Annotated in this window: 20 protein-coding genes, 1 other RNA gene and 1 pseudogene; 7 read left to right on the forward strand and 15 right to left on the reverse strand. The window is 38.8% G+C overall.

The window, feature by feature from the left end; translation table 11 throughout:
• Nucleotides 1–4 precede the first annotated feature (4 nt).
• On the forward strand, nucleotides 5–1,351 hold the full coding sequence (locus MJX77_RS00935) for an OprD family outer membrane porin (RefSeq protein WP_252060352.1): 1,347 nt from the start codon (nucleotides 5–7) through the stop codon (nucleotides 1,349–1,351).
• 86 nt (nucleotides 1,352–1,437) lie between these two features.
• Here MJX77_RS00935 and MJX77_RS00940 read toward each other — a convergent pair whose 3' ends face one another.
• The 3 genes from MJX77_RS00940 to MJX77_RS00950 are packed head-to-tail and all read right to left on the reverse strand — an operon-like array spanning nucleotide 1,438 to nucleotide 7,580.
• Entirely contained in the window at nucleotides 1,438–4,881 is a 3,444-nt protein-coding gene (locus MJX77_RS00940; protein WP_252060353.1) for a DEAD/DEAH box helicase family protein, read from the reverse strand.
• Between the two features lie 30 nt (nucleotides 4,882–4,911).
• Nucleotides 4,912–6,102 carry a restriction endonuclease subunit S gene (locus MJX77_RS00945; RefSeq protein WP_252060354.1) on the reverse strand — a complete coding sequence of 397 codons (1,191 nt, stop codon included), beginning with the start codon at nucleotides 6,100–6,102 and terminating at the stop codon, nucleotides 4,912–4,914.
• Nucleotides 6,099–7,580 (reverse strand): type I restriction-modification system subunit M, encoded by a 1,482-nt coding sequence (locus MJX77_RS00950; protein ID WP_252060355.1) that lies wholly within the window; start codon nucleotides 7,578–7,580, stop codon nucleotides 6,099–6,101. Before MJX77_RS00950 ends, MJX77_RS00945 begins: the two co-directional genes overlap by 4 nt.
• Before the next feature lie 225 nt (nucleotides 7,581–7,805).
• Between MJX77_RS00950 and MJX77_RS19380 the strand changes: the two are divergent.
• Nucleotides 7,806–7,901, forward strand: a pseudogene (locus MJX77_RS19380) (hypothetical protein); the annotation flags it as partial.
• Nucleotides 7,902–8,546: 645 nt separating this feature from the next.
• Nucleotides 8,547–8,831: a hypothetical protein gene (locus MJX77_RS00955; protein WP_004794079.1), complete on the forward strand. Its 285-nt coding sequence runs from the start codon at nucleotides 8,547–8,549 to the stop codon at nucleotides 8,829–8,831.
• Nucleotides 8,832–8,976: 145 nt separating this feature from the next.
• On the opposite strand, the gene MJX77_RS00960 is transcribed toward MJX77_RS00955, so the two are convergent.
• From MJX77_RS00960 to MJX77_RS01000, 9 genes are all read right to left on the reverse strand, one after another.
• A complete protein-coding gene (locus MJX77_RS00960) occupies nucleotides 8,977–9,888 on the reverse strand; it encodes a GIY-YIG nuclease family protein (protein WP_252060356.1) in 912 nt (303 codons plus the stop codon).
• A 128-nt stretch (nucleotides 9,889–10,016) separates the two neighbouring features.
• Nucleotides 10,017–10,604, reverse strand: a complete 588-nt coding sequence (locus MJX77_RS00965; protein WP_252060357.1) for a hypothetical protein — start codon at nucleotides 10,602–10,604, stop codon at nucleotides 10,017–10,019.
• 250 nt (nucleotides 10,605–10,854) lie between these two features.
• A complete protein-coding gene (locus MJX77_RS00970) occupies nucleotides 10,855–11,286 on the reverse strand; it encodes a hypothetical protein (protein WP_252060359.1) in 432 nt (143 codons plus the stop codon).
• A gap of 238 nt (nucleotides 11,287–11,524) precedes the next feature.
• Nucleotides 11,525–13,573: a DUF262 domain-containing protein gene (locus MJX77_RS00975; protein WP_252060361.1), complete on the reverse strand. Its 2,049-nt coding sequence runs from the start codon at nucleotides 13,571–13,573 to the stop codon at nucleotides 11,525–11,527.
• A 295-nt stretch (nucleotides 13,574–13,868) separates the two neighbouring features.
• Nucleotides 13,869–14,227, reverse strand: a transfer-messenger RNA (tmRNA) gene (gene ssrA / locus MJX77_RS00980).
• 160 nt (nucleotides 14,228–14,387) lie between these two features.
• Nucleotides 14,388–16,373 carry a gamma-glutamyltransferase gene (ggt, locus tag MJX77_RS00985; RefSeq protein WP_252060362.1) on the reverse strand — a complete coding sequence of 662 codons (1,986 nt, stop codon included), beginning with the start codon at nucleotides 16,371–16,373 and terminating at the stop codon, nucleotides 14,388–14,390.
• Nucleotides 16,374–16,676: 303 nt separating this feature from the next.
• A complete protein-coding gene (locus MJX77_RS00990) occupies nucleotides 16,677–18,203 on the reverse strand; it encodes a DHA2 family efflux MFS transporter permease subunit (protein WP_013198748.1) in 1,527 nt (508 codons plus the stop codon).
• A 6-nt stretch (nucleotides 18,204–18,209) separates the two neighbouring features.
• The gene (locus MJX77_RS00995) at nucleotides 18,210–19,361 is read right to left on the reverse strand and encodes an EmrA/EmrK family multidrug efflux transporter periplasmic adaptor subunit (RefSeq protein WP_252060363.1); all 1,152 of its coding nucleotides are present in this window, start codon (nucleotides 19,359–19,361) and stop codon (nucleotides 18,210–18,212) included.
• 267 nt (nucleotides 19,362–19,628) lie between these two features.
• Nucleotides 19,629–20,126 carry a thioesterase family protein gene (locus tag MJX77_RS01000; RefSeq protein ID WP_004703260.1) on the reverse strand — a complete coding sequence of 166 codons (498 nt, stop codon included), beginning with the start codon at nucleotides 20,124–20,126 and terminating at the stop codon, nucleotides 19,629–19,631.
• A 142-nt stretch (nucleotides 20,127–20,268) separates the two neighbouring features.
• Here MJX77_RS01000 and hemB point away from each other — a divergent pair, with 142 nt between their 5' ends.
• Together hemB and MJX77_RS01010 are read left to right on the forward strand one after the other, a co-directional pair.
• Entirely contained in the window at nucleotides 20,269–21,282 is a 1,014-nt protein-coding gene (hemB, locus tag MJX77_RS01005) for a porphobilinogen synthase (protein WP_005075335.1), read from the forward strand.
• A 25-nt stretch (nucleotides 21,283–21,307) separates the two neighbouring features.
• Entirely contained in the window at nucleotides 21,308–22,423 is a 1,116-nt protein-coding gene (locus MJX77_RS01010) for an NAD(P)/FAD-dependent oxidoreductase (RefSeq protein WP_252060364.1), read from the forward strand.
• Here the strand turns inward: MJX77_RS01010 and MJX77_RS01015 are convergent.
• Nucleotides 22,415–23,320 (reverse strand): TIGR01777 family oxidoreductase, encoded by a 906-nt coding sequence (locus MJX77_RS01015; RefSeq protein WP_252060365.1) that lies wholly within the window; start codon nucleotides 23,318–23,320, stop codon nucleotides 22,415–22,417. The two genes, MJX77_RS01010 and MJX77_RS01015, sit on opposite strands and share 9 nt — an antisense overlap.
• A gap of 83 nt (nucleotides 23,321–23,403) precedes the next feature.
• A complete protein-coding gene (locus MJX77_RS01020; protein ID WP_013198753.1) occupies nucleotides 23,404–23,856 on the reverse strand; it encodes an ABZJ_00895 family protein in 453 nt (150 codons plus the stop codon).
• A gap of 380 nt (nucleotides 23,857–24,236) precedes the next feature.
• On the opposite strand from MJX77_RS01020, the gene MJX77_RS01025 reads away from it, so the two are divergent.
• On the forward strand, nucleotides 24,237–24,614 hold the full coding sequence (locus MJX77_RS01025) for a VOC family protein (RefSeq protein ID WP_252060366.1): 378 nt from the start codon (nucleotides 24,237–24,239) through the stop codon (nucleotides 24,612–24,614).
• A 75-nt stretch (nucleotides 24,615–24,689) separates the two neighbouring features.
• Here MJX77_RS01025 and MJX77_RS01030 read toward each other — a convergent pair whose 3' ends face one another.
• Nucleotides 24,690–25,163, reverse strand: a complete 474-nt coding sequence (locus MJX77_RS01030) for an OsmC family protein (protein ID WP_252060367.1) — start codon at nucleotides 25,161–25,163, stop codon at nucleotides 24,690–24,692.
• A gap of 164 nt (nucleotides 25,164–25,327) precedes the next feature.
• Between MJX77_RS01030 and MJX77_RS01035 the strand changes: the two genes are divergently transcribed.
• A complete protein-coding gene (locus MJX77_RS01035; RefSeq protein WP_252060368.1) occupies nucleotides 25,328–26,596 on the forward strand; it encodes an exonuclease SbcCD subunit D in 1,269 nt (422 codons plus the stop codon).
• Nucleotides 26,597–26,599 lie beyond the last annotated feature (3 nt).

Here is a 26,599-nt window from a genome sequence, read left to right on the forward strand (position 1 = left end):
TAAAATGAATAAATATTTGCTATGGGGCTGTATTGGCTTAGGCAGTGTAAACAACGCTTATGCAGAACTTCCTCAAGAATTTGGCAAGTTAGAATTAAAGCTTAACACCCGTTACTGGAACGATGAAGGCACTGCCCACCCCACGCTTGCAAACCCTTCGCCTTCATCGAGTGAATATGAACAAAGTGCCTTAGGCCTTGAGTTAAATTATCAGTCACCTTACTTGTGGGACTGGCTTGGGGTAGATGGTTCACTCTATGCAGTCACCAAGTTATTTGACTCTGGCAAGCCTAGCGCTCAGCTTTTAGAGGTTGAAAATAACGGCAAACTTGATCAAAACTTTGCAACTTTTGGGCAGCTCTACATCAAAGCAAAACTGGGTGATAAAGGTGAAATTAAATTAGGCCGCCAGTTGCAAGACTCACTGTTACTTAAAAGCACCAATAACCGCGCGGTGCCCGATACTTTTTCGGGTGCGAGTGGTCAGTTTCAATTGAATGATCAGCTACAGACTTACATTGCTTACTATGACCGCTGGAAACCACGCAGCATAGATAGTTTTGAAAAACTGGTGACTGAAAATGACGAGCGCATTGATTATGTCGGTTTGCTTGGCGCCAAATATCAGTACAAAAACTGGAGCCTGAATGCCGAGTATTTAAATAGCAAAGATTATTTAAAAAAGTATGGGGCGATTGCTCAATATAAATTGCCGATGCATGGCCTTGTGTGGACCTTCAACACAGGTGCTTTTTTCTCGCGTGACGATGGTAAGCTGTTTAAATGCGGTGCCGAAACCGAGTTGGACTGTGTCAAAGGCCAAGACATTAACAACCGTGGCAATGGTTATTTTGTCGATGTAAATGTGGCTAAGAATAATCTCGAAGGTGGCATTGCCGTTTCAAAGCTTGATGGTTTTTGGATTGAAGATAACTTTGCCGTGCACTCCGCCCGCAACTCGGTTTTAACGCAAGATCACGGCACCAACCCGTTTCCGACCTCTGCGACCATTGGCCCCGACTTTACCAATAACGATGAAACCGCCGTTGCCCTTCGCCTGAAATATAACTGGAAAGACTACGTGAAAGGTTTAAAAACCGAGGCGAAGTATATTTATGGCTTTGGCGCGCACCAAAGTAACATTAGCAGTGATATTGAGGGTAAAGAGCGTTACTTTGACTTTACGGTGAGTTATGCCTTGCCGTGGGTAAAAAACTTAGATGTGCGTTATTCATTTTTGCATTATGAATCAAAGTTTGAAAATGCAAACCTAGGTGAAAAAATAAATGGCATGACCCGTAAAGATTGGGACCAGCACCGAGTATTTATTAATTACCGTTATACATTTTAAGAATAGGTTAAACGTTTAGGTTGCAAAATCATGATTATAACTATGTAAAAGCACTGGTCGTAATCATGATTTTTTAACTAAAAATATTACGCTACCGCACTTTGATTAAATGCTTCAACAACACCAAATATCTTGTCAGCATCCCTATCAGCAAACACCCCATCAATACCTTCATAGTGAATTTGATTGAACGGAGGTTCATAAAGTTGAGACGCTTCTAAAGTTCCACGCATAGTTAAATGGTCAATAATCATCCCTACAAAACGGATTTGTTTTTCGTTATATGTAGTGCCATGTAAATAATTTGAAAATGCCTCTTGTACTGCCTGCCGATCTAAACCCACTAGAGAACGGATAAAGAGAGTTAAAGACTTTTCTGTACCAAAACACTTTTCAAATTTTTCTTTACTCTCGACTTCTTGCGCTTCAAAGACAAAACGCTCTAACTCAATTAAGTCAGTCGGAGTTAATGCTAGGCCACGTTTTAATTTTGCGATAGTAATATGGTTTTCATTTGCCTTAATAAAATTTTCAACACGCTTACGATATTGCGCAAGATTGACACCGCTAGAGACGACAGGAATATCAATTTCTACTGCATTACCAATTTCATCATCTAGCATGGAATAAACAATGGTAGAGGTGGATTTTTCTATCAGTTTTACCAAGCCACGAATACGTTTACGCATCGATTCAAGCATTGGAAGTGTAATATCTTTCCAATATTCAGCAGTTTGAATTTCTTGAATTAAAGTGATTTGTGCAGCAACAACAGGAATATTTTCTTTAGTCTCGAGCTTAGATGCAACTTCAATCACTTTATTAGCATACGTTTGAATTGCTTTATTGTTCTTTGCTAATACTGCAAGTTCAAGGTTATAGCACAACATATCAAATAACTTTGCTTCTAAGGTTTCAGCCTCAAGCTCATTTGGTAATTTTGAAATATGCTCACGTAATATGCCCATAGATAGGTCATCTAAATTATTCCAAGCATCATCATCTTTGAAATGTTCAACATATTCGAGTTCAGACCGCACAATGAAATTCTCATTGTTCATCGATTTTACTTCTGTCTGTAAGCTTTGACGAATATCTTGCTGTACTGCTTTTAGTTCTTCAGTGTCAAAATCTTTGGTATTCAATAAACTTAAAATATTTAATCGTGCTTTAAATAATCGCTGTCCCAACGGTTCAGTCGTAGAAACTGGAGCACCTTCCGGGTTTTCATTAAAATATTCAAAGTTTGAGCAATAATCGAAAATATAAAATTCTTTTTTATCTTGTTCTGGTGCAAATAACTCTTTACACAGTCGTGTACCTCGCCCAATCATTTGCATAAATTTGACTTTAGAACGTACCGCTTTAAAGAACACCAGATTAACCACTTCAGGTACATCAATACCTGTATCAAGCATATCCACAGATATAGCTATTTGCGGGTCTGGTAGGTCTTTTTTACTAAAACCATCAATTAAACTTTGCGCGTACTTAGTTGCGTGAGTAATTACACGTGCAAATTTACCATCATATTGCGGATAATTTTTGTCGAAGCGCTCGGCAATGAAATTAGCATGATTTTGATTTACGGCGAAAATAATTGTTTTTCCTAACCGATCACCACCTTCTACCTTAATGCCATTTTCCATTAAGTGTCGAAGCATCTTATCGACTGTACCCGTATTAAATAGTTCTTTATTAAGTTTGGATGCTGAAACCTCTTCCGGTACATCTCCCCCTTCCCAGTCCAATTCAATCCAATGCTGTTTTTCTTCTTCTGAAAGTTCATCATATTTCACGCCTTCACGCATGAATTTAAGAGGAACTGAATAGGCCTTTGGTGGTACTAGATAACCATCAGCAATAGCTTGATCGAGATCGTAGTAATCGGTTGGGACACCACTTTCTAAACCAAACAATGCATAAGTATCACGATCCACTTCATCTCGCGGTGTTGCAGTTAAACCAACTAATAAACTGTCAAAGTAGTTAAAAATCTCACCAAATTTTTGATAAACACTACGGTGTGCTTCATCAACAATAATCAGGTCAAACATACCTGTACCGTATTTACGGGTTCCATCTGCATTCATTTCATCAATCAGGCCCATCATTGTGTGATAGGTAGAAAGATAAACTCGTCCGTTTTGGTTCTTACTATCGACTAAGTTTACTGGTGCAGCATCGGGTAAATTGGCTTTAAAAGCATTGGTTGCTTGATTGACTAATGATGTTCTATCAGCAAGGAAAAGTACTTTTTGTACCACATTAGCTTTCATCAATACATCAACTAAGGCAATCGATGTACGAGTTTTTCCTGTACCTGTTGCCATGATGAGCAAACCAGCACGTTCTTTACGTTGGAATGCTGCCAGCATGGCTTTAATCGCGCGAGTCTGATAGTAGCGTTCTACAATTTCTGTATTGATGGGGAAGCTGCTTAAATCAGGATTATTCTTACGTCGCTCAATAAGCCGTTTAAGCTCTGCCTGAGTATAAAATCCATGGACTAATCGTGGCGGGCCGCCCTGCACATCGTTCCAAATTCGAGTTTTGTAACCATTGGTATAGAAAATTACAGGCCGTTGCCCTGTTTGTTGTTCTAAACAATCCGCATAAAGCTTTGCTTGTTGTTGTCCAATATCAGGATTGACAGATGTACGTTTTGCTTCAACAAGCGCTAAGGGTAAGCCATCAGCATCATAAAGCACATAATCAACTGAGCCTTTACCTGATGAGTTTGGCATACCTGTAACTGGTACTTCTTCGCGTACGGTGTTGCCAATTTCCCAACCTGCCTCTTCAAGAAGTAAGTCAATTTTAAGTTTACGGGTTTCGTCTTCTTTATAGTCGGTATGGTCTAGAATCTGACTATTCGCAATTTTGGCTTGTTCAACTTCAGCTCGTTTCTGAGCAAGGTCCGCATCAATATTAGCAAGTAATTTTTCGCGTTCTTCTAAACTTGCAGATTGCTCAAAGAGTTTTTGTTCACGTTCACGTAGCGCCTTGTGTCTTTCAGCAAACTCCTTTTCTTTCGCTTCAGCTTCTTTTTGTAATTGCTCTTTATTAGCTGCAATTTGCTGAGTGCTGTCAATATTTGGGATTAATTTTGGGTTAAATAAAATCGGCTGTGAACGATCTTTTGAAGGTGAACCATAATTACGTTCGAACCAGACATAAATTAAAAATAAATGGCTGATGTGTTTTACAGTTTCTTCGGTAGTTAGTTGTTTAAACTTTTTTCCATGTACGGCACTATTGCCGACCATGCGGATGTTGTCCATTTTGTCCCAAATATAGGGCGGGACAAGGTCTTTAAACTTAACATCATTAAGTAAGTTATAAATAGAAGCATCGTAAGGCTGGTTTAATTTTTTATCATATTGATATAACCAAAACACCAAGTTTTCTAAAGAGTTTCGGGCACACATCAAGGAAGCTTGAGGTGAAATATACACGAGCTTTTCAGCTTCTTTGGCAGTAATAGCCAAACTGCTAAAGTCAGGTTCTAGGAATGAGAAATTACTCATGTATATACCCTCAAATCTTGAAATAAATATTTATAAAGTTCCGTTAAATGCTTGGTTTTGTAGTGAGCTAAATAAATTATCGGTTAAATTTTTTGCATTAAAAGCTTTATCAATAATACCGTAAATTTCACCTAAATTTACGAAGAAATTCTTTTGTAAATCAATCGGTGGTAAAGGAATAATTGCATCTGCAAGTTGTGAAACATTTAAATGTTTTTGTACTTGACCACGTTGTTCTTTCATGACCAGCTGCTTACCAGCATCTGAATTTAAAAAGAAACTCAAAAACTCTGGAAGCAATTTAGAGTTATCTGTTCGTGTAATAAGAACATCAATAGCGTTACAGCCTTCCATATCTTGTTCAATTACAGCAGATTTGCCTGGTTGACCAGACCGTACAGTAACCACATCACCAGCTAACAATTTGGTTTTTTTCAAAATTGAATTATTATCATCTTCTGTGAAATAAACAAACTTCTCTTTAATAATTTTATTGATTCCAATATTTAAAGATCGTATTGCAGGTACACCTGATTCAACATAATAAGAAGCTGGCTTAACTACGATCCCCACTGTTATTTTCGAACAAACTTCAGACAGTTTTATTAAATCCCATCCTTTAGGATTACTCACAGGATCACCAAACATATCAATAAACGTGGCTTGTAAAAGCTGATCTAACTTTTCAATCGCTTGTTGACGTTTTCGGCGTAACTCATCTGCTTGATCTAAAATAGACGCAATTCGGCGTTGTTCTTCAAGTGGTGGAATCTTTACTTTAAAAGATTTTAAATTTCCTGCTGAGATACTTGCTTGATTTACTGATTTATTTGCAAACTGTAGCAATGAGGTTCTAATTCTTGATGATCTTAAAAGATGTAAAAGGTATTGAGGAAAAATTAGTTGAGGATTTGGGCGAAAACATAATAGATTCATGCCATGAACGAGTTTTTCAGGAAATCCCGTATAAATAGCAGTTTTGCATAAATGCTCTAAACTATTAATATGACTAAATAAAATATCACCATATTCTAATAGGTGACTTTTACCTCCTTCCTCTGACAAACTAGCATAACCAACTCTATTGAAATCAATTGTTTGATTTGCAATAGTTTCAATACGAGTAATAGGTAAACCATCTACATCTTTCGATTGTTTAACGGATTTGCCATTCCGAATAAAAATACATAACTCATCTAAAGTATATGGTTTAGATATCACTTAAGCATCTCCTTAAGCGCAGCCATTCCTTTAATAATATCTTGCTCAAGCACTTCTAAATCCGCCAGAATCTTGCTTGGTGCTTCATATTCCACTTGCTCATACACCACTTCTTTATAACGGTTAATCGACAGATCATAACCATTGGCAGCAATAGCGGCTTTATCCACCAAAAAACTTTGCTCTGTCGCTTTACGACCTGATTCCGATGCCAAGTTATGGAAACGAGCAATAATGTCAGGAATATTATTATTTTCATGCTTAGAAGCATCTAGTTCATTACGTTTATCATCAAGTGAATAACCATCTGCCTGCATGTCATAGAACCAAACTTTATCTGTACCACCAGATTCAGTTTTAGTAAAAATCATAATTGCAGTGGAAACACCTGCATATGGTTTAAACACACCAGATGGCATCGAAATAATCGCTTCGAGCTTTTGCTCTTCTACAATCTTTTGACGCAAATCTTTATGCGCTTTAGATGAACCAAATAACACACCATCAGGCACAATCACCGCAGCGCGCCCACCTGTTTTAAGCAAGCGTAAGAACAAAGCTAAAAACAGCAATTCAGTCTTTTTGGTTTTAACAATCGCCTGAATATTTTTGGCACAGCTTTCGTAGTCCAAACTACCCGCAAATGGAGGGTTAGCAAGAATTAGGCTGTACTTACTTTCAATATGTGAATGTGCTTCACTTAATGAATCACGGTTTTCGATACTTGGGTTTTCGACCCCATGTAGCATCATGTTCATTGAACCAATTCGAAGCATGGTACTGTCAAAGTCATAACCAAAGAAAGTTTCTTCACTAAAGCGTTTTACTGCTTCAGAGTTAGCAAAAATCTCGGTACTGTAATGTTGGCTAAGGTATTCACTTCCTGCCACAAGAAAACCGGCCGTACCACAAGCTGGGTCACAAATAGTATCGGTAGGCTTAGGCTGCATGAGCTCCACAATCATTTTAATAATATGACGAGGTGTCCGGAACTGCCCATTCTGACCTGCTGAAGCAATCTTACCGAGCATATACTCGTAAACATCACCTTTAGTGTCTTTATCATCCATTGGCACTTCTGCCAAAAGGTCAATCACTTTAGTTAATAATGCAGGATTAGGAATAGTAAAACGAGCATCTTTCATGTGATGACTATAAGTAGTGTCATCATCACGACCTAAGTTTTTAATAAAAGGAAAGACTTCTTCTTCAACCGTTTTATATAACTTAGCTGGATCACCTAAATGAATAAGTTTAGACCAACGTAAGTGATCTTGCTCTGGTTTAAAAATTGGTTGTTCAACAGCAGTCTTAAGACGATTTGCCTTTCTTTCTTTTGTAGTTTGAATTTCATCAAGACGGCGAATAAACAGTAAATATGTCATTTGCTCCATGACTTCTAGAGGGTTAGAAATTCCACCACTCCAGAAAGCATTCCAAATTTGGTCAATTTTACTTTTAATCTCGCCTGTGATCACAATGTTGAACCTCAAATTTCTTCGATGCGTATTGTGTTAGAAATACTTTTGAAATGCTATAGCCATATATGCTCAGCGGCAATACATGTCGTCCCTCTTAATCTTTTGCTTATTTTTAAAGCTATATTTAGATAGATTGAATTAGAGGAGAAATTAAGCAAACTACTACAGATGCCTACAAAGCTTCAATCAAGATTTTTTAAACTTTTATTTCTGATTTGAATTTTTGAAAATGCAAACCTAGGTGAAAAAATAAATGGTATGACTCATAAATATTGGGACCAGCACCGTGTATTTATTAATTACCGCCATACATTTTAAGAACAGGCTAAAAGTTTAGTTTAACTTTATTATCTTTATTAATTTAGCCACTTAAATAGATAAACTTTTGAGTTTAATTAAAATATAAATTTATATTTTAATTTTTTATAATATTTTATTTAAATTGAATTGACCTGTTAAAAACTTATGATTATTATGGTCTCGCTGGCCTACATTGCCAGTCGGTTTTGACAGACCGAGTATACAGCGTATCAGGTAAATACTCCCTGAGTATGAGACTTGTGCGCAACTTGCACCTCCCCCTTACCGTTGCGGTAGGACGGGAGGGGGACGCGCTTGCGCGTGCTGGTTTGTATACCCAGTCTGTCAACCCTCTTCCGTTCTACCACCATAATCAATTGACGGTGATCTTTGGTGGTAGAGCTCCATACATTCTAGGAGTTGACCATGACCTTTTTTATATTAAACCCCGATCCTCTCTCGTAATTTTATTTATTTAAAATTTAGGCTTTCTCTCACCTAAAATATTTTAAATTTATAAATAATTTTATTTTAAAATTTTAATCATTTTATTTTCCTGTATTTCAGGCGGGTTAACTATTCCCTTTTAAATGATTTTAATACTTTAAATATATGCGGCTTATTTTTTATTAATAACTTAGTGAAAATTATCACGAGAATAATATGAAACTTTATAAACCTATTTTGGCTTTAAGCCTTTTAATAGGCGATTACGGTGTTTCTGGTTGCGACATTCACACTCAGCAGGATTTTGAAGAAATTTGTCTGTCTGGTGGGCACACCCAAGCCAGTTGCGACTGTATTTACCAACGACTTGAACAAGTGTATTCGCATAAGCTCATGCAACGTCTAGAACATGTCAGTTTGCAAAGTCCTGCTCTCCCACAGGACTTTGCCCCTACTTTTTTTAGTGTAATGCGGCGGTGCGATAAAGAAGACATGGGCTAAGCGTTTGGCTTAGCTCCCTTATCTCTGTGTCGCAATGGTGGATGACTTTAAATCAGCGCAAAAAATTAAAGTTCTGTTGTGGCACGGGGGCCTGAGAAGAAAAAAATTTCATTAATTTAAAGTTTATCTTCTCTCCTATATCAAATTAGACACTATCTACTTGTTTTTGCTGCCATTCTGCATAAGTTAAATGAGTATTTATTTCTTTCCACTCTTTTCGTCCATTTGATGAACGGCCTTGAATTACACCAGATGCTGCAGACGGGCTACTAAACAAATAATCTTGGTTAAAAGTAAAATCTTTAGAGTCAATAATTCCATTTTCAATTAAATAGTTACGCAATTTTGTATAATTAAAAATAGAAGAGGATACTCTTTTTACTTGAGAACCTTTCAGAACAAAAAACTCTCCATCTATTTCTTGTGCTTTAGCATCTACTTCACGACTAGATAAATAAAAGTTTGCTGTTTTATCAATCTCAGGTTCTACAAAACTATGTGTTTTTGATAAGTATTGTTGATAGCTAGGTCTTTTTAAATCTTTGAGAAAATCATAGCCTAATACAGGCAAAACAATTTGTATTTGCTCTAAAAAAAATTCCATATCAGCAATATCCGACTCTGGTAAACGGCTATAACTATGTGCTGTACCATTTTCGAGCTGACATTGTCCATTTTGCTTAGCAATATCCATCAGACGACTTTCAAGATATTTGATATGAGATTTAGTTAAATTCTGGTCTTTACTTGTAATTAGACAAACCTTTTCCCAGAAATCTTTTCCTCCACTCTCTTCTGTTCGATTATGTTGTTTTAAACGATTAGCAACATCATCCGACTCCCCAATGTACACTCTTGGATATAATGGATTTTCTGGATCATGGCTAATGAGGAAATATACACCTGTTTTTGTACATTCTTCACGCTGGATCAACTCGGCCAATTTACTACGAGGGGCAGAAAGTACATGTCCTGTCCAGTTAATAATTTCGGCTGTTAAAATTCCATTAGGTGTTCCATCAGCCAAAAATAACTTAACACTTTTACCTTGACCCACTGCTTTCCACCTTTAAATTTTCCGAGCCTAAACCAATTAAAGCAAAGATATTCTTCTCAGTATTTCAAAAACGAAAAATTATCTTTTAAAATCTTAAAATATCAAGATAATACCTTAGCTCCTAAATTTTAATAATTTTCAGAACTACCATTATCTGACGTTGTATCTTCAGTAGTTAATTCCTCAACAGCTACCTCCTCTTTCTTAGGTTTACTAACTGATCTTGTTCCATTTTCTAAAGTTTCTCCCGCTGCCGCCTCAGCAGCCACACCGGATATTTGTTCTGTTGGAGATGCATCAATTGCTATCTCTTCACTTGTTTCTACTGGGAACTTAGCTAAGTAATCTTTATGGCAATATAGCTTTACCAAACTATCAAAATAGTAATTATCAGGTCCATCAAAGATTACTTGTTTATCTGATTTAACTATAAATCTGGAGAAACCTGTATAAGCACCCCATGAGTTTTTGGCATTTACCTCACCACAATTTTTAATAACATTTCTAAATTTCGCAGAATCACCATCTTTAAGATAATAGCGAACAGCATCCTCAACTTTTTTAAGTTCAGCTTGTTCTTTTAATTTTCTCTCTTGTTCTTGTTTAATTTTAAGTGCCTGTTCTTGAGCTTGCTTTTCTTTTGCAATATCTTCTGCCGATTTACCACAACCAACTAATATCAAGGAAAATAAAAATATTCCTATTATTTTTTTCACAGTTTAACTCCTCTATATTAGAAGCTAGACTATAACGAGATTACAAAACTTTACGCAAGTGAGACCTTATAAAAATATTAAAATTCTACTTCTGCTGTGTTTGTTATCTATTAATTGCTTCTTCTTTCTGACTCATTCGGGCTAAATAAAATGAAAATTTAAATACTTCTTTACCCATTAGATTCAAGTTGGTTATATAGCTGAAATGATATTTAATTTCAGCTATATTAAAACTAAGCTTTTGAAAATATTATTTTTTATATTTAATACAATTTGGAGTTAGCTTGTTAATTTTGTTGTAGTGAAATTTCAGCATTATCGTGTCACTAGCAGCTTCTTCTAAAACTAGTTGATTATCATTGATACTTATAATTCTTAATGCTTGCTCGAACTCCCCCTGTTCATTATATAGCTCAATTTGATTTTGCTTATTAATTTTAAAATTCGATTTTTCAATACTATCTACAGTATAGAGTCCCGTTTCAAAATCACATTGCACAGGATGTAGAGTAGCTGTATTTCCTGAAAACTCAACTAAGTTGGCAATTCCATTATTAAGCGGATGCATTGCCCATATACCTTGTAAATCTTTGGGAGTGTAGCCAAAGCTATTAGCACTAAACACTGACATGCTGACTAAAAGAAATGAAGTAAAGGATTTATTTAATAAAGTTAATTTCATATTGATATGACCTGATTTAATCATTTTTGTCTAGGAATTTGAGATATTACTCTAACTTAGTATCAAGGCAGATAATCATCTTTTGATATCACAATTTCAAAAGAAAAAAACCAAATTGATCCAAGTTGAACATCTTTAACTTGAATCAATTTGACAATTCCTTCAACTAAAGTGAAGATCTTTTTCCTAAATCAAAACCAGCAATAACAAGTATTAGACAATCTAAATTATTTAGAATTCAGACATTATCCTCAACCTCATAAGTGGAATTAACAAGTGACTTTGGCTCGTTAATTAGGAAATCTAGTCCAAGTAATGCAACCTTTTCATCTATTGAGAGCTTGTTTTGATCTTCATCTAATTTTAACAAGATGAAATCTAAAATTTCTAAACCACGATTTTTAACATGATCAGGACTCCAAATTGATTCATTTGCAACTATTTGAGCACTTAAAGAGTCGTATTTATATCCACGATTACGATATTGGCTACCTTTCTCTGATTGATCTGCTTTGAACCTGAAAGGATCATTTTGCATACTTGAATTATCTGAGTGAGTAATAGCTAAAAGATTACCCAAACTATTACATAATCTCTTTCTTTCGCCTTCAGTGAAAATACTAAACTCATGCCAATTAAGTTGTAACTCATCATATGTACTTTTGCGTTCTGATGAATTGTCACCATTACAAAAGTTTTCTAAACTCTGAGAAGCACTTTGTGGATAAATATGCTCTATCGAATCTCTATTTTTAAAATCTTGCCAAATTAACTGTGAATTTACAGCAGATACTTTATTTTTTGCCCTTAAAAATTGATCATACTCGAAAAATATATATTTCAAACCGCTCCACTTATAAAAACCTTTCTTCTCTTCAACCAGATATTCAATTAAGTTTTTAAATTTAGTAAAGCTATAATATTCTTTTGTGTAGGTTTCAACTGAATCACAAATTGCTTGAGAATCAATTTCTCCGCTATAAACTGATGCTGACAATCGGTAAAGCTTACTATCACCTGTATTTGACTGCCGATCAGCAGCATGAAAAACTTTAAAAGCAAATTTTTCCAATCGTGTGCAAATATCAAATAAATTAAATTTATCTTTATTGTGTAATATCGCTAATATTAAAGGTTTAAACGCAGCCCTAAATCCGACACGATGTAGTCCTAAAATTTTAATACGTACATTATCATCAGCATCTTCAAAATATTTAGGATAATGTATTTGATTCCAATAAATTGAGCTTTTTTGCAAAGATTTAACATATTTTAGAATATCTAAGGCTGTTAATTCATTTCCATATACACGTTCAATCGTAAAATAATGATTAAACAAGTGTTGGGCATAAACATTAGACTCTGACCGATCATATTGCCCAAAATACATAATCCAGTGTGCTTTAATAAAATCGTCATCATCTAAAGGGGCACTCTTTTCAGCTCCTAATGATTGATAAATAGTAATCCATGCAGTATTTACTGATTTTATAAGTTCATTTTTGTCATCAAGACTTAAGCTCATTTTATCAATAAGATACATGAGTCTATTCTTTAATTTCTCAAGTTGAGATAAAGGTTTCCCCCTATTATTCATAGTTTCAAAAACTACATATTCATCCAATTCATTAGGTAAAATATATTCATTAAGCCTTAATCCTGTTGTTACCTTATCAAATAGAAATTGCAATGCTTCTACCTTATTGCTAGCATCCTCTAGATAAAATCCAACAGCTTTTTCAAAAAACTTACGTGCTTTAATCAGGTTTTCAGTATAAATACTCTCCTTACTATCCCCCTCAATCTCATCAAGCCCAAGTACATTTTTTCTAAAATATTTATCACTTGGATTATCTTGATCATAACCAAAGATATACGCTTTTCTAGTGCCTTTAGAAATGTAAAGATAATGAAATTCAGTATCTCCCTCACGGTCTCCAAATTCATAATCAAATTGTTTTGAGTATTTAACCAACACAGTAATTAGAATCAAAATCGAAGTAATTCGCTGTTGACCATCAACTATTGAATATTGTGCTTTTCTAGGTAAAAACTCTTTATAATCAGGACTTGTATGTTCAGCTAAAGTTAGTAATCCAGTATAATGCCATTTATCATTAGGAATATTTTGAATATCATTCCAAAGATCCATCAATTGACCTTTAATTCTTACTAGATCTTTACGTTCCTTAATTTCAGCATCATTAGTCCAAGAGTAGCCTCTTTGATATGAAGGTATTCTTAAAATTCTATCTGTAAAAATAGCATGTATTGATTTTAGATCCATGAGTTTATGCTTAATAAAAATATTTAAAATATCTTAACAAGTTACATGTCATTTTAAAAAAAATATTTATTATAATTTAGAGCTTTTTACTCAAATAAATAATCTTATATTTATCTATACTCTTTACTAAACAACTTATTCAACAAATAATTTAACTTTCAAAAATATTTATAAAATCGCTTTATTAGTATTTATTCAAAGACATAATCTAAAATACTTTTAATTTAAACAAATATCCCCCCTTCAAAACAATAAAAAACCCCAAAACTTACGTTTCAGGGCTTTTCACGAATCTTGGTGGAGATGGCGGGAGTTGAACCCGCGTCCGCCAGCATTACGCTCGAGAATACTACATGCTTAGATATCGTCTATTGTTTTAACACCAAGTGACCCGACGAACAGGGTACAAGTTGCGATCCTCTAAGTTTGGTATAAAGCCCCGAGGCTTGACTCTATACGGACTTGTGTGCGTGCGCTACGGTCGGGTTCCTAAACCACAAGTATTCTAGGAAGCGGACAAACTGCCCTTAGGCAGCTAGAGCGTAAGTTTCGTCGTTTGCGACTAAAATATGCAAATTTGATTTACGAGAGAAAATGCGCTCTCGGCATGCATCTATGAGTTTCATCACCAGCGTCGAAGCCAATAACATCCCCATGAATGTCTGAACATCATAGCATAACTAAAATAAAATACTGTGCATTTTATCAACAGTCTGCTACTGATGAACATATTTACATAATTGAGTGTCTTTTGTTTTTTTCAAGGGTTACATAAAAAAGCTGCCAAAAATGACAGCTTTTTTTAAAGTTGGGTCTATAAAGCACCATTGCCTAACACAATACCTTCACGGCGTGGGTCTACCCCACCTGCGTATTTTCTTTGATTATTAATATTTACTTTCATAATCGTTGAAATACCACTGGTTTGCGCAGTGTTAGCAACGCCATGCCCTTTTGCTTTTAAGCCTTCAATTAAATCAAGCAAAGAAAGCTGCACATTCGAGCTATCCACATTGGTGTTTTTACTATTGGTCGCGCCAAAGTTAACAAGCGAGGTGGCCTGCTGTGCATTTAAGTTCCAGTCCAATGCTCCCACCAAAGTTTTAACCACATATTGAATGATGGTGCCGCCACCTGGTGAACCTGTTGCCATATAAAACTCATCTGGCGTGGTGCCTTTAAACACTAAGGTTGGCGCCATGGTACTACGTGGGCGTTTGCCCCCTTCTACACGGTTGGCAACCAGTGCCCCAGTACTATCAAGCGGGTTGGCACTAAAGTCAGTTAACTGGTTAGACAGCAAGAAACCATCCACCATATGGAATGACCCCATACTCGATTCAACAGTCGATGTCATTGAAACCACATTGCCATAGGCATCGACAATCGTAAACTGAGTCGTACCATGTTCAACAGTGGTGTCGACACCCGAAGCTGGGTTGAAATTACCTGCTGGCGCAACGCCCATACTCTGGTTCGGGTTAATCAGTGCTGCACGTTGCTTCAAGTAGTTTTTATCAATAAAACTTGGTATACCCTGTGCTGGTAAAGCGACAAAGTCGGTATCTGCCACATATTTATCACGGTCGGCGTAGGCCAAACGTTCTGCCTCAGACACTAAATGCACGCCCATCACATCTGGCACACCACCTTCATTTTCAGGGTTTTTAGGTGGGTAAAGCGACATATCAAAGTTTTCTAAAATACCTAGTGTTTGCGCAACCGCAATCCCTCCCGAAGATGGTGGTGGCATGGTACACACATAGTAACGATCACGATACGTCGTACAAATCGGGTCGCGTTTTTTAACCTGATAGTTCGATAAATCCTGCAAGGTCATTAAGCTTGGCGTAATTGGAGTTCTTGCTGGGTCATCCCCTAATGTCTGTCCTGCTTTTGCCACAATCGCTTGGGCAATTGGACCCGTGTGCAGCGCATTTGCGCCTTGTGTGGCAAGTGCTTCTAGAGTTTTTGCATAGGCTTTATTGGTCATGGTCTCGCCCACTTTACGAGGTGAACCATCTGTGTAGAAATAGGTTGCCATTGCATTTGCATCGAGCGCTAAGCTGTTTGCATTGCTTGCAATTGCATCTGCCAAGCGGCCCGGAATGCGGAAACCGTTGTCAGCCAAACCAATCGCTTCGCCAAAAAGCTGGTTCCACTTGAGTTTGCCATGTTCTTGTTGTGCTTGCTCAAGCAAACGCATCACACCCGGCACACCAATCGAGCGACCGCTACGGCGGGCACTTGGTACAGGTGCTGGTGAATTTGGGTCATATATATCTTGGCGGATTAAATAATATTCGTTGGCTGCGGCTGGTGCGGTTTCACGGCCATCGTAAGCAGTGACTTTTTTGGTTTTGGCGTCGTAATACATCATAAAACCACTGCCAGCAATGGTGCTCGATTGAGGCTCGACTAAACCCAGCACCGCTTGTACCGCAACGGCAGCATCGACTGCACTACCGCCTGCTCTTAAAACATCACAACCCGCTTTTACCGCAAGTGGCGTGTTTGCCACCACCATATATTTATCTGCGTATTTAACCGTGTTACCGAGTCTATAACCCGATGCACCTTCAGGCGCTGCTGGGTCACCATTTTGGTTTGAACCGACCACCACGCTTGAACCGTCTTGTGCCAGTTTGCTACAACTGGTGGGGTCATTATCAACAATTAAATTGGGTGGGGTTGTATTTGAATCATCCTTGGGCTGATCTGACGAGGAGTCATCTCCACATCCTTGTAATAAACCGACTGCTAATAAACTACTGAACAAAAATGAATATCTTTTATTCACGTGATAACTCCAATATATACGCCTGCCTATCCATGCAATTGCCATGCAAGCTTCTTTGTTTTCAGGTATTAAGTTTTTTTAATCTTTGATAAAAATAAGGTTTTATAATATTGAATGTTTAAGGGCGTTTTTCCTGTGCCCTGTATTAAGCCTCCTTGCTTGATATTACACGCTTTTATATTTGATCTGCCCGATTCTGGCATGCTTTATTTAGTGAAATACAGGCAAAATCTACCATTTATAGACTCGCTCTATTTTTTAATAGATCTAAAAAAAGCACCTCCGAAGAGATGCTTTTTATGTTTAGTGAGATGGCATTCCGCTGACATCTCCTTTGGGTTTCGGACACAGCCAAATGACCAGCCCCGCAAAGACAAACACCATTGCAAATAGCAAAAACACATGGTTTGCCGACATGGTAATCGCTTCTTTATCAACGAGGTTTGAAATAATTCCTAAGGTCGAGTCAGCCGAAAAACCATTTTGCGCAAGGTTATTTTGAACTTCGGCAGTATTTAGGTTAGACACCATTTCACTGCGTGCAACTTTAGCGTGGTCGTCCCACACGGTCACCGCAATTGACGCACCAATCGCCCCTGCCATGGTTCTTAAGAAGTTCATAAGACCTGCAGCAGATGCAATCTCTTGCTGGAGTACTGAACCGAGTGCAATATTCGACAGTGGAATAAAAAAGAACGGTACAGCAAAACCTTGCAGGATTTGCGGCCAAGCCAGTGCCATAAAGTCGGCATCTGTGGTCCAGAATGCCCGCATTAAGGTCACACCACCCAGCAAAATCAAACCGAAACTCGCCAGTGCTCTTGGGTCATGTTTGGTTGAAAGCTTTGCCACAATTGGTGACATGGTCAAACTACCAAAGCCCATGGTTGCAGTTAAATAGCCAGCCCACGTGGCAGTGTATGAAAGGTTCATTTGCAGCCACTGCGGAATCAGTACAATGCTGCCAAAGAATGCTCCAAAGCCAAGCGACAAGGCCAGTACTGAAATTGCAAAGCCCCTATGCCTAAAGACTTTGACATCCACGACGGGGTGCTTATCAGTCAGCTCCCATATGAGGAACACCACAAAGCCTATGGCGGCAGTCAAGCCTAACACCACAATGCTGGTGCTATTAAACCAGTCGCGTTCGTGCCCTAAATCGAGCATGAGCTGTAGTGCACCAATCCACAGAATTAACAGACCTAAACCGACGGTATCGATTCTTAAAGAAATCGTTTCTGTTTCGGCAGGTTTTAACAAACGGATTGCCGCTAAAACACAAACAATGCCGACTGGTATGTTAATAAAGAAAATCCAGTGCCAAGACAGGTTATCACTAATGAGACCACCCAAAATTGGTCCTAAAATTGGCCCAACGACGGTCGTCATTGCCCATAGGCCCATCGCCTGTGCATGCTTTTCTTGAGGGAAAATACGCATGAGCAAAGTTTGGCTGAGTGGCATGAGTGGGCCACCGCATAGACCTTGTCCAATACGAAAAAACACCAACATGCCTAACGAGTTTGCTAGACCGCACAAGAAAGAAAAAATGGTAAAACCAATCAGGCCAAAAATAAAAACCCGAACAGTTCCAAAGCGCCCTGCAAGCCAACCGGTTAAAGGTACACAAATCGCTTCTGCAACTGCATACGACGTAACAACCCATGTTCCTTGTGTACTTGAAACAGCAAGGTTACCGGTAATATGCGGTACAGATACGTTGGCAATGGTCGTATCAAGCACGACCATAAAGTTCGACAAGGCAATAACAAACGCTGCCAGTAATAAACGGCCACCGCTTAGTTCGGCAAAAGGTGTTTGCGTTTTCATAAGCGTTTACTTCGCAGATAAGTCGACTTTTGCTTCCATCGACAAGCCAACACGCAGTGGGTGTTCAGCAAGTTCTTTCGGGTCAAGTGCAATACGAACTGGTAAGCGTTGAACCACTTTAATCCAGTTACCTGTTGCGTTTTGAGCCGGAATTAAGGCAAAGGCAGAACCTGTACCACCAGAGAAGCCCATCACTTTGCCGTGATATTCAACATCGTCACCATATAAATCTGAAGTAAGCGTAACGATTTGACCCGGACGGACTTTTTTCAACTGACTTTCTTTAAAGTTCGCATCTACATATAAATCATTCAGCGGCACAATCATCATCATGCTGGTGCCCGGTGCAACACGTTGGCCAACTTGAATGTTACGACGTGTCACCACACCATCAACTGGCGCACGAATCACGGTACGTTCTAAATCAAGCTGAGCTTGTTCAACATGCGCCTGTGCAACTTGTACATCAGGTGTTGAAACTTCGCTTACGCCCTGAATTAAGGCTTCGTTTGCAGCTAAGGTGCTTTCGGCAGCTTTACGACTTGAAGACGCTTGCGCTAAACCAGCTTTAGCAAGCTCTAGCCCGGCTTTCGCTGTTTCAACTGCACTTTGTGCCTTAGTCAGTTCTTCTTTAGATACTGCACCAGACGCGGCAAGTTGTGCACGGCGGTTGAGCTCTAACCCAGCTTTGTCATAGTCGGCCTGCGCTTGAACAACTTGTGCTTTAGCACTGTTAATTTCGTCAGCACGAACCACAACTTGAGAGTTTAAAGAGCTACTGTTTGCCGCAGTTTGTTTGTATTGGCGTTTTGCTTTTGCGAGTTCCGCCTCAGCTTGCGCTAATGCAATTTTGGCATCACGGTCATCAATACGAACCAGCACGTCACCACGATGTACCGTTTGGGTATCTTTTACGACCACCTGAGCGACCTGACCGCTCACCATTGAAGTAATTTGCGCGGTTTCTGCACCGACATAAGCATTATCCGTACTCACGGAGTTATTTAAAAATAATGCCCAAATTGCATATAAAATAGCGGCGATCAATAAAATCAGCGCAAAAAAACCAAGAAATTTTTTGCGCTTGTTTTGATTGTTGTCATCCGAGGCAGATGTTGTTGGCACTGTTTCTTCTACATTGCTTTGTGCATCAGTCATGGTATGTTCCTAAAGATGAGTTGGCTTTGCCATCAATCTCGCACTACACCTTGTTATAGAGTTTTTATTTTTCTATAAACAAGACATATCGCATTGTCAAAGGAGGTAATTTTAACGCTAAAACCTCATAATATGAGAATAAAAATTTATAACTCATGCGTTCGTTCTAATTAAATTAATGTTTATCTCAAAGTTTTTATGAAAATTTTAGCTTTTCAAACACTAAAAAAAGCGCACTTGGCGCTTTTAAATGGTTCAATTCATTGCTTAATAGGCATATGAAGCAATGCCGGCAGCAATGGCTTTATCTTCATCATTGACCATGGTCATACGCATTGTGCAGCCCTTACGGCCTAAACGTAACACTTCAGCACGGGCAATAAAATATTTACCACGCCCCGGTGCTAAATAATCTACACGCATATCGACTGTTGCCAAACGCGACACTTGTTTAATCGTTTCAGTTAAAGTTTCTGGGGTCGAACGGCGATAGAGATGTTCCATTGCCACAATTCCGCCAATACTATCGAGCAAGGTCGCAGCAACGCCACCATGCAAAATCTGAAATGCCAGATTGCCAATCAGGTTGGGTTGCATCTCGATATAGCCTTCAATGTGCCCGTCCACCACACGCATAATCATTCCACTATGCTTAAAAAAAGGAGAGCTATTAAACGCCTTACATAATTGGTTGAGAACCACAGTTAGGTCAGTTTTTGCACCTAAATGGATGTTCCCAGTCCAATTTTTCTTTTCATCACTCATACATTGCCTAAATTTAAAAGCATGATAAACACCCATAATTTTGTACAAATCCAGCATTATGGGGCTACAATACAGCAGTCGGTTGACAGTAATGGAATATCCGCCAACCTATCCTAGTGTAATACCGAACATCGAGATTGTTATGACTTATACGTTCAATCGTCCTGCATTTCCAGCCACTCGCATGCGCCGTATCCGTAAAAATGACCAGTTGCGTGCGATGGTCAGCGAAACACAGCTCACTACCAATCACTTGATTTATCCAGTATTTGTATTACCGGGACAAAATCAGACCCAAGATATTCCAAGTATGCCAAACATTCAGCGTTTGTCGGCAGATTTGTTACTGAAAAAAGCTGAAAGACTTCTGGAATTGGGTGTATCAAAACTGGCTCTTTTTCCAGTTACCCCGCAAGAAGATAAAAGCCTCACCGCAGAAGCTGCATGGCATGAAGATGGTTTAGTTCAAACCACTTGCCGTTTACTTAAAAAAGAATTACCAGAAATGGTGTTAATCACTGATGGTGCCCTTGACCCTTACACGACTCATGGTCAAGATGGCATTATTGATGAAACAGGCTATGTGCTGAATGACGAGACTGTAGAGTGCTTGATTAAACAAGCGTTAAGTCACGCAGAAGCAGGTGCCGAAGTAATTGCACCAAGTGACATGATGGATGGCCGCATTGGTGCGATTCGTCAAGCTTTAGAAGCCAATGGTCACATCTACACCAACATCATGGCCTACTCTGCGAAATATGCGTCTAGCTTCTATGGTCCGTTCCGTGATGCTGTTGGCTCTGCATCCAACCTAAAAGGTGGTAATAAATATAACTACCAGATGGACTTTGCCAACCGTGCCGAAGCGTTACATGAAATCGCGCTTGATATTCAAGAAGGCGCCGACATGGTCATTGTAAAACCGGGCATGCCATATCTGGATGTAGTACGTGAAGTGAAAGATACCTTTGGTATTCCGACATTCATTTACCAAGTGAGTGGCGAATACGCAATGTTAGCTGGCGCCATTCAAAATGGCTGGTTATCAGATTCAGTCATTTTAGAATCACTGATGTGCTGCCGCCGCGCTGGTGCAGACGGAATCTGGACTTACTTTGCAGAAACCGCTGCCGAAAAACTCAAGGAAATGAACTAAGTTCGCAGAGAAAGGATAACACTGCATGCATATTGCAATTATTGGCGCGGGCATAAGTGGATTAATGTCTGCGCTGGAGTTGGTTGAACAAGGCTGTAAAGTCAGCATTTTTGATCAACAACAAGCGGGACAAGCAGCCTCTTGGGCTGGCGGAGGCATTCTCTCTCCGATGTATCCGTGGCGCTATGTGCATGCAGTGAACCAACTTGCTCAATTTGGCAAAGCCTCTTATCAAGCATGGAACCAAAAGCTCTACCCTATTACAGGGATTGATTTTGAAATTCATGACACAGGCATGCTGATTTTTGATGAAGAAGATTTTGACGTTGGACTTTCCTATGCAAATCAACATCAAGAGCCTATGCAGCGCTGCGAATATTTACAGCGAGATGCGCTAGAGCAAGTCAACCCGCATATTTCCGAACAGTTCCAAGAAGCAATTTATTTCCCTGAACTGTCTAATATTCGCAACCCACGCGTATTACAGTCCCTCATTAGCTATTTAAAACAACATCCAAATGTTGAGTTTTTTGAACACGCTGCTGTCAAAAAACTAATTCAACATGGCGATGTTATACAAGCCCTACAAACTGAAGATGGTCGCAAACACACAGCAGATCATTTTGTAATAACTTCGGGTGCTTGGAGTCATTACTGGAACTCACAATTACAACTCGACATTCCAGTCGAACCTGTTCAAGGTCAAATGCTGTTATTTAAAACCCCTGCTCACTGGCTACCGACCATGTGCATGAATCGAGTGATGTATCTGATTCCTCGTATGGACGGTCATATTGTGTGTGGGTCAAGCATGGCACATCGTGGTTTTGACACTTCGACTGACGAAACGACTCAGGACAATATTTTAGAAGCGTGTTTAGAAATGGTGCCTGAACTGGCCAATTTCCCGATTGTACATCGCTGGGCAGGACTCAGACCAAGTTCACCAAATGGCGTTCCGTACATTGGCAAAATGCCTGAAATGGACAACCTCTGGGCAAACTTTGGTCATTTTAGAAATGGGTTATGTATGGGCGCAGGCTCTGCACAATTGCTCCGTCAGCTTATGCTGGGTCAACCGACATTAGTTGATGCCAAAGCATATTCGCCAGAGCGTTTGCAAAATAAAATCTTAGCCTGACGCCAATATATTCTCTAAAGCCATTTTTAATTGAGGATAAGCAAACTCAAATCCCTCTGCTTGTAAGGCAGCGGGTTTGACGTATTGCCCATTTAAGATCAATTGCGACTGCTCCCCCAACAAACAGCGAAAAACAGTGCTAGGCGCTGACAAAAGTGGTTTCTTATTGAGTACCGCAGCAGCTTGTTCAACAAATACCTTTTGAGTCACGTTTTCTGGCGCCACGACATTGTGAATTTGGGCAGATTGAGGATGCTTAAATATAAACTCGATTGCACTTAACACGTCTTCAATGTGTATCCAAACCACAGGCTGACGACCGTGACCAATTTGACCGATTAAATTAAGTCGAATCGGAAGCAACATTTTAGGCAAGATGCCACCGCCCTGCCCAAACACTATGCCTAAACGAATAATTTTAGTATTTTGCTGAGTATCTGCTAAAGCTGCGTGTTCCCACTCTTGGCAAAGCTCGGACATAAAAATAGGCTGTGGCGAGCTTTGTTCGGTGCACACCTCTGCCCACTTTTCTTGATCATCAATTCCGTAATAACCAATCGCCGAACCAGACACAATCACTTCTGGAAAAATTTCAGATTGCTTGAGCCACGCATATAACTTTCGGGTCGTGTTTACTCGGCTTTCAATGAGTTGTTTTTTACGTGACTCGGTCCAGCGTTTTTCGCCAATATTTGCACCTGCCAAATTCACCACATAGTCAATTTGACGTGTCGCAATATCTTCGAATTTTTGCACCCACTGTAAGGCAGGATGATCAGATTTCTTGCCAGCCTGCCGTGTCACAGCAATCACATTATAATTTTTTTGCAGCAGGAACTTAATGAAATGCGTTCCGATAAAACCACTAGCACCCGTGATTAATACATTCTTATTCATATTTCCTCCTAAGCCGAGGACACAAGTTTTATTTCATTATATAAGACTCATTTATATTTAATCGTAGCTGTTTATGTAGTGATCTATTGCACATTAAACATTTTGTCTGCCATTCGCTGTGCCTGTTTGCCATAAAACCAGTAGGTAATTAAATAAAGCGGAATAGCTAACATTAAAAGCATAATCACCATAATGCTCAAGAACTGAGGTTGTTTGAGGTAAAGCATAAAGTTCTGCAAAATCTCAGGGTCTTTTCTGGCAAATAAAAACAGACCAAATAAAACACCACACAAGTTATAGCCCCAAAAAATCAGGGTAAAACCTAAAGTAAATTTCTTTTTTTCTTGTACAGTCGGTGCACGGCGTTCTTTCTTTAAAAATTTAAATAAGACAAAAATCATTGCGCCTAAATATGGAACGGCTGTTAAAATACCGCCTACACTCGCTGGTAATAGTGCTGCAACCACACCTACAATTAAGGTAAGTACGATGCATAAAGCAAAAAACCAGAGAAAGTAAGTACGTAATTTGGTCATATTTTTGCCTAATTTATGGGTTCAAAAAATAATTATAAATTTTTTTCGATTTTTTTTCATTTTTCTGTCAACCAATTCGAATCTCTTGACGTTATATAGGGTAACAAGGTCGCAGCAACCGAATACTTCCTTTGCACGGCATCCGCAAAATTGTTTCGGTGACCTTTCATTACGACTCTTTTCTTCCTTCAGATTAGGTTTTGTTAGCAGCCGAAACCCTTGATGAAGTTTTTGACCGACGATTCTCTCATCACTCGAATCGTCGGTTTTTATTTTCTAGCACTTTCATTTATTTTACGCTCAACATACACAATAGTCCTTTCGTGGCTATAAAGGCTATGCGTATACTTTTTGCACCATAAAAATATGTTTTAAATAATATGAACAATATTGCCTATTTTGAAATCCAGTCTTCAAACCCTGCCCGCGATGCCCAGTTTTATCAAGCTGTGTTTGGCTGGCAATTTAAACTCGATGAAAACTTACCGATTGAATATTACCGTATCGAAACGCCTTCAATTATGGGTGGACTATTAAAACGCCCAGCCCAAACGCCGCCAATGGAATATGGCACTAATGCATTTACCTGCTCGGTTCAGGTCGAAAATTTCGATGAAGTGGCTACAAAAATTTTAGAGCAAGGTGGTATTGTCGCGATGGATAAATTCGCCATTCCCGGTCGTGCTTGGCATGGCTATTTTGTCGATTTAGACCACAACGTTTTTGGTATTTTCCAAGTCGATGAAAACGCAGCTTAAAGATCTTATTTAACGACTCTATTTATTTTTTAATGTATAGCCACCGCTTTTTTATCGGTGGCTATTTCATATTGGTTATTCGGCAAAGCTAAAGCTGGCTTCACATGTAATTGGGAAATTCACCGAATTGGCAATCATGCATTCATGATGCGCTTCTTCATGCAATTTTGCAGCAAGTGCTTGATCGGCACCTTTTTCTAAAACAACTTCTGGTCTTAAAATAATTTGGGTAAAGTGACCACGTTTAACTGGATCTGCATCTTCCATAAAGCCAAGTGCTTTGTCGATATAACTCAGCACATGAATATGATTGACTGCACATAGGTGCAAATACCAAAGCTTATGACAAGCTGAAGCTGATGCAACCAACAAATCTTCTGGGTTCCATCTGGTCACATCACCTAAATAAGCAGGGTCTGATGAACCTTGAATCGTGTTTTTTTGCGGATGCTGAATACTAAAATCTCTTTTATATGAACGATAAGATGAAGTACCTGTACCCGTATTGCCTTCCCACTGTATTTTTACTTCGTATTCATGAATGGTCATTTTGTTCTCAAAGTTCATGGTTTGAGTCGATAGTAACAAAGCAAAGTTTAAAGTGAAAAATTTAATTTAAGTTTCAACTTAGGCTTAAATAACGAGCACTTTAAAATGTCTTGATAAAATCTCCTGCCAATTTATGCTAACGTATCTGTGTTTATTTTGGCTTGATGTCTGTTTCTATGTCCGTACATTTTCTACATACTTCTGACTGGCATTTGGGGCAGTTTTTTTATAATCATTCACGACACTACGAACACCAACAATTTTTAAGCTGGTTACTCACTCAAATTCAAGAAAAACAACCGCATGCCCTGCTCATTGCCGGCGATATTTTTGATGTGATTAATCCGGGCTCTCAAGCACAAAAACAACTCTACCAATTTTTAGCAGATGCACACCGTATTGCACCGCACATGCAAACGCTCATGATTGCAGGTAACCACGACTCAGGCTACCGTATTGAACAGGTCGAACCACTATTAGAAAAATACAACGCAAAAACCGTGGGCGTGGTTCGCTGGAATGAAGACAAAACTCTAGATCTCGATCGACTACTTTTACCTATTTATAATCAAAATCAAGATATTGTGGCGTGGTGCCTTGCCTTGCCTTTTTTACGTTCAGCCGAAATTACGGGCTTTAATGAACATACCACCAACAGCAAAAATGCGATTGTCTATTTGCACCAGCAGCTCATTGCCGAAGCAAAACGTCGCAAGACACCAGACCAAGCCCTGATTTTGATGTCGCATGCCCACATGCAAGGTGGAGAAACATCTGACTCTGAACGTCCAATTATTATTGGTAATGAAGAGGCACTTTCAACAACTTTATTTGAAGATGCTGTCGACTATGTGGCTTTAGGGCATTTGCATAAGCCACAAAAAGTAGGTCAGCCACACATTCGTTATAGTGGTTCGCCCATTCCGCTTTCTTTTAGTGAAATTAACTATAAACATCAAGTGGTAGAGGTCAAAATTGACCCAGCTCAAGAGACAGACAACCGTTTGCAATTTGAAGCTGTAGAAATTCCACGTTGCATACAATTGCACCGCATTCGTGGTGAATTAAATGAGGTCTTGCAACAACTCAAAGCATTGCCAAACGGCGTGATTGAGAATATTGACCACCGTGAATATGTCGATATTGAATATTATAGTTTAACGCCGCCGCAACCTAATTTACGTCAGCAGTTTGAAGCGGCTCTACCGCCTGACCGCTACCGTTTAGTGCGTATTTCACGTCAATATGTGAATAAAGATGCTACCGATTTAAATACTACTCAGCAAATCGCCCTTGAACCGCCAACACCAGAAAAATTATTTCAGAATATTTGGGAAAAACAAGGTTACAGCACAGATGAGGCGGTCTTAAAAGATTTTCTGAGTCTGGTACAAGAAGCAGAAAAAAATCTTGAAAATGATGCAAACCCTTAAGGA

This window comes from Acinetobacter sp. AHP123, assembly GCF_023757925.1.
GTDB lineage: Bacteria > Pseudomonadota > Gammaproteobacteria > Pseudomonadales > Moraxellaceae > Acinetobacter > Acinetobacter oleivorans.